Origin of the sequence: Weissella viridescens, assembly GCF_001437355.1 — a bacterium.
GTDB lineage: Bacteria > Bacillota > Bacilli > Lactobacillales > Lactobacillaceae > Weissella > Weissella viridescens.
Genome location: NZ_JQBM01000004.1, coordinates 145,813 through 150,588 on the forward strand (window position 1 = coordinate 145,813; position 4,776 = coordinate 150,588).

At 41.6% G+C, this 4,776-nt stretch carries 6 protein-coding genes; 2 read left to right on the forward strand and 4 right to left on the reverse strand.

Annotated elements, in window-relative coordinates:
* On the forward strand, nt 1-424 hold a 424-nt coding region (locus IV50_RS06675), incomplete at its 5' end, for an LPXTG cell wall anchor domain-containing protein (RefSeq protein WP_162259505.1).
* A 49-nt stretch (nt 425-473) separates the two neighbouring features.
* Here IV50_RS06675 and IV50_RS06680 read toward each other — a convergent pair.
* The 3 genes from IV50_RS06680 to IV50_RS06690 form a co-directional block, all read right to left on the reverse strand.
* Entirely contained in the window at nt 474-974 is a 501-nt protein-coding gene (locus IV50_RS06680; protein ID WP_069201682.1) for a threonine/serine exporter family protein, read from the reverse strand.
* A 21-nt stretch (nt 975-995) separates the two neighbouring features.
* On the reverse strand, nt 996-1,769 hold the full coding sequence (locus tag IV50_RS06685) for a threonine/serine exporter family protein (RefSeq protein ID WP_057746889.1): 774 nt from the start codon (nt 1,767-1,769) through the stop codon (nt 996-998).
* Between the two features lie 91 nt (nt 1,770-1,860).
* Nucleotides 1,861-2,715 carry a YitT family protein gene (locus IV50_RS06690; protein ID WP_057746891.1) on the reverse strand — a complete coding sequence of 285 codons (855 nt, stop codon included), beginning with the start codon at nt 2,713-2,715 and terminating at the stop codon, nt 1,861-1,863.
* A gap of 229 nt (nt 2,716-2,944) precedes the next feature.
* Between IV50_RS06690 and IV50_RS06695 the strand changes: the two genes are divergently transcribed.
* Nucleotides 2,945-4,171: an NCS2 family permease gene (locus tag IV50_RS06695; RefSeq protein ID WP_057746893.1), complete on the forward strand. Its 1,227-nt coding sequence runs from the start codon at nt 2,945-2,947 to the stop codon at nt 4,169-4,171.
* 54 nt (nt 4,172-4,225) lie between these two features.
* Here the strand turns inward: IV50_RS06695 and IV50_RS06700 are convergent, their stop codons facing one another.
* Nucleotides 4,226-4,660, reverse strand: coding sequence for a GNAT family N-acetyltransferase (locus IV50_RS06700; RefSeq protein ID WP_306345390.1), 435 nt, complete (start codon nt 4,658-4,660; stop codon nt 4,226-4,228).
* Between the last annotated feature and the right edge of the window lie 116 nt (nt 4,661-4,776).

Sequence of the window (4,776 nt, forward strand, 5' to 3'; positions counted from 1 at the left end):
GGCACAACCATCAAATGAAGCACCGGCACAATCACAAGTGGCAACGACTGAAATTCGGCCTGCCGCGCCACAAGCTGATCATGCTGTCGCTGCTAAACTATTAGGCGCTAAGCAATCTGCGGTTACTCCTGATGTTAAGCTCCAACAAGCTAAGCAAGCAGCTGCCCAAGCCAACGCAAAGTTGGTTTTGGCTCAGGCTCAACAAGCAGCTGCCAAAGCTTCGCTTTCAGCTCAGCCATATCCGGGTTTCAACGTCCAAAGCACACCCACGGTTGCAAAGACCTCAATGACACCTAACACCACGACACAAGCGAGCGACAAAGCATTACCAAATACAGGTAGCTCAGATAACACAACATTGGCTTGGACTGGAATGAGTATGTTAATCGGCCTACTCGGCTTCGGTTTCAAACGTAAGCACTAAAATAGTATAAATAGAAAAGACCCGACTTTGATTGAAGTCAGGTCTTTTTTTATTGCTTGTTGTCACTTAAATCATGATCTAAGTTTTGCTCGTCATTTTTAGACAATACTTGGTTGCGCCGGTAACGGAAATATTGTTCAGAAACTAATTGAGAAACAACATATCCCATGGCAATTGCACCACCAATCATCACGACCGAAAAGAGCTTCTCATTAGCAGCATCCATATTCCCACTGAGTAGTAAGATGAGCGCCTGATAGGCTGAAGCTCCTGGAACCAAAGGCACCAACCCAGGAATATTAAAAATGGTGCTAGGGATTCGCTTGTATTGCGACATCACAAGTCCAATTAATCCAACGGCAAGACCCCCAACAAAATTTGCGGGAATCGCATTAATACCTGCTTCTACTAAGAACCAGTAGGCCATCCAACCGACGGCACCAGAAATTCCAGCCGCATTTAATGCTTTACGGGGGACATTAATAAAGAGTCCAAAGGCAACCGTAGCTAAGTAACTGAATGAGAGTTGAATGAAAATATCAAATAACATTTATCCTATCCCTCCCGCTGTTTATAAGTAATGGAACAAAGTTCCAATAGCACACGCAATCGCAAAGACCGTTAAGGCAGCTTCAAAACCACGCTCAATTCCAGCCAATAAATTACCTTCAATTAAATCGCGTAAAGCGTTTGTGATTGGCACCCCAGGCACCAATGGCATCACCGCACCAATCAAGACATTATTGACATCATGTCCTAACCCTAGGCGTACACCCGCAATCCCGACAATTCCTAAAGCCAACGACCCTAAAAATTCACGAACAAATCGAATCCGTGAAATCGATCCCAGAATTTCAGCAACCAAATACCCCACGGCCCCTGCCACTAACGTTAATGGCATATCAAACCAATCATGCGTTTGGGTAAAGATAATCATCAAGAACATACCTTCAAGGCCAGCTCCAAGTACGCGTAACCAAAGTGGAAAGTTGGGTAACTCATGATCTAGTTTCTTCAATTGCGCTTGTAGTTGATTTAAATCAATTTGATCATCAGTGAATTTTCGTGATAGTTCATTAACGATATTGATTTTTTCCATATCAATCCCACGCCGATTTATTTGACTAAAGCGTGTATGATCATCCGAATCCATCGTTAATAACACACCCGTAATCGTTGCAAAAATTTCACTATCATCCCCAGTTGCTTTTCGAACAATGCGCCGCATGGTATCTTCCACACGGTAAATTTCCGAGCCACCTTCCGTCATAATCCGACCAGCTAGTAAGGTCGTATCTATGATTTTGTTTTGATCAATTGCCATTTCTTCACCCAATTTTTTCATAATAAATAACTGATCATTTTCATAATCAGCTAGCCGTATTTATTCGTTATGGTTTGATTTTACCATTGTCCTTGTTTAAAACCAATTCAATTTACATCAATCCGCCATGGACTTCCGTTACATTTGAGGCGACGACAAACGCATCCTCATCAATATCATGAACTTCATTCAACAGATGATTGTAGCTTTGGCTATCCACCATCACCATCAACATTTCCTTTTCGTTATCGGTATACCCACCACGCACATTCATAATGGTCAGACTCTGTTGATCACTCAACAAACGTTCCTTAATTTCTTGAATATGGTCATTACTCATAATCGTTACTTGTTGCTTCAAATCAAGTCCAATCTCAATTCGACGCATCACAACAGATGTCACAACCAAAGAGAAGGCAGCCAAGAAAAAGGCACTTGTTCCCGAAACGAAAATATTAAAGAAAGTCACGACCATATCAATACATAGTAATGAATATGCAGTGTTAATCCCAAAATACTTTTTCAAGATGAGCGGTGGAACAGTCGTCCCACCCGCTGAGGCTTCTAATCGATACGTTAGTGCGATTCCGGTGGCAAAAACGGCGCCACCAATAATTACAGCCAACAATTGATCATCAACTATTTTAAAACTTGGGGTCACCCATAGTAAGACCGGTAGCGCAAAACTACCAAAAATAATCTTTTTGACGGTCGCACGATCTAAGAAAATCATCGCCAAGACAATCATAATTAAATTGACCACCAAAACAGTAATTGAACGGTTAATGCCAAAAGCTGCGTTTAACAAAATCGCAACCCCGGTAGCGCCACCTGCCGCAACATCAATGGGAGCGTAAAAGAAATTGATTGAGATTGCCACGATTTCAAGGGCCATCACAAACATAAGTGTATGTATCCATTTGTTCTTCGTTAAACCGTGTAGACGTCTATGTGCTTTTTTCTGCATAAAATCTCCTTTAATTAGGGCTTTTCTTTTAAGTATAACAAATTACAGTTCAAATATTTTCAGAATATACATAATATTAGCATTTCGTAATTTATCTATGCTTAAAGTTCACATGGTTTCAAAAGGATTTCGTAAAACCTTTTACTTCCCATTGCAGTCGCTCTTTAATTCCGATATTCTTATTCATGCACTGTTTTTTCAGTAGCTTAATGTTTTTAGGAGTAGTACTGTGAAATTTTTCAATTTACGGGCCAATCATACTGACGTCCGGACTGAAGTATTAGCTGGTTTTACCACCTTTATTTCAATGTCATATATTTTGTTCGTTCAACCAGCCATGTTAGCTCAAGCTGGTATGGATAAAGGGGCGGTCTTCACGGCCACAGCCGCTGTATCTATCTTTGGTACCTTGATGATGGCTTTCATTGCCAATATGCCAATTGCCATTTCAACTGGTATGGGAATCAACTCAGCTTTCGTCTTCTCAGTTGTTTTGCAACAAGGATACTCATGGCAAGAAGCATTGAGCGCCATGCTCTTGGCTGGATTGCTATATTTAATCGTTGTGATAACGCCGATTCGGGACTGGATTATTAATATTTTCCCAAATGACTTAAAGTCAGCCATTAGTGCGGGAATTGGTTTATTAATTGCCACAATCGGATTAACGGGGAGTGGCTTAATTGTTGCTGATCCCGCAACTTTCACAACAATGGGATCATTAACATCACCACAATCATTATTAACGATTGCTGGCGTATTGATTACATTAGCTTTGTACTATTACCGCATCCCCGGGGCTATTTTCCTTGGGATGATGGTGACGACAATTCTCGGGCTCGTAACAGGGCTTGTTCATGCGCCAAGTCAAGTTGTTTCATCAGTTCCCAGTTTGAAGCCAACGTTTGGTGTAGCCTTTAGCCACCTACCAAGCGTTATGAACTGGCACATTCTACCAATTGTCCTAACGTTCTTCTTAGTAGCTTTCTTTGATACGACTGGTACAATTTTAGGTGTACAAAAGCAAATGGGAACTGATCGCGATACAAACAAGTCTTTAATTGCTAGTGCGCTTGGTAACATTAGTGCAGCTATCTTCGGAACTTCACCCGCTACCGCCTTTGTTGAATCAAACGCCGGTGTGTCAGCTGGCGGACGGACTGGACTCACTTCAGTCGTTGTCGCTATTCTATTTGCACTTTCACTCTTCTTCTCACCTTTGCTCACAATGATTACACCACAAATCACAGCTAGTGCTTTGATTGTGGTGGGTGTCTTGATGCTAGGTAATCTAAAGGATATTGATTGGAATAACTTCAAGATTGCGGCTTCTGCCTTCTTGATTGTTCTTGGAATGCCTCTTACGCACTCTATTAGTGATGGTATCTTACTTGGTGGCGGTGTCTACCTTGTCTTGAGTGCCCTTGACTGGATTAAAAAACAATTTACTAAATAAGCGTAATAAAAAAGCGAACACATTAAGTGCTCGCTTTTTATTATGCATACATAATTACATTTTCACCATATCAATATGCGGGATGCCATCTTCCAAGTACTCGTCTGAAACAGCCTCAAAGCCAAATGAAGCGTAAAATGACGTCAAATACGACTGAGCTTGAATATGAACCGGTTGACCAGGAAACCGCTCTTGAATCGCCTCTAAGACGCCCTCAATTAATGTACGCCCCAGACCGTTACCGCGTTCATCGCTAACCACCAAGACACGACCAAAATGAACGCCATCTTGACTAAGGTAAATCCGGGCATATGCAACAAGTTGATGATTTTCAATCACCCGCACATGCAATGCATCAAAATCAGTCCGATCAACTTCCTGATAAGCACAATTTTGTTCAACCACAAATACAGATGTGCGTGCCTCAAAAATTTCAACTAATTCAATTGGTGCCAACTCACTTGTGTGCTTCACATTTAGTTCCATCATCGCCATCCCCTTTTTTGGTACAAAAAAAGCATCAGCCTAAAGCCAATGCTTGATTTAAATATGCCGTCGGTGGGAATCGAACCCACACTCCCAAGAAGGGAACTGGATTTTGAGTC

What these genes read in the sequence shown, in the direction of transcription:
- IV50_RS06690 (WP_057746891.1), bottom strand. Translation starts at nt 2,715, where the DNA reads ATGCAGAAAAAAGCACATAGACGTCTACACGGTTTAACGAAGAACAAA.
- IV50_RS06680 (WP_069201682.1), bottom strand. Translation starts at nt 974, where the DNA reads ATGTTATTTGATATTTTCATTCAACTCTCATTCAGTTACTTAGCTACG.
- IV50_RS06700 (WP_306345390.1), bottom strand. Translation starts at nt 4,660, where the DNA reads ATGATGGAACTAAATGTGAAGCACACAAGTGAGTTGGCACCAATTGAA.
- IV50_RS06685 (WP_057746889.1), bottom strand. Translation starts at nt 1,769, where the DNA reads ATGAAAAAATTGGGTGAAGAAATGGCAATTGATCAAAACAAAATCATA.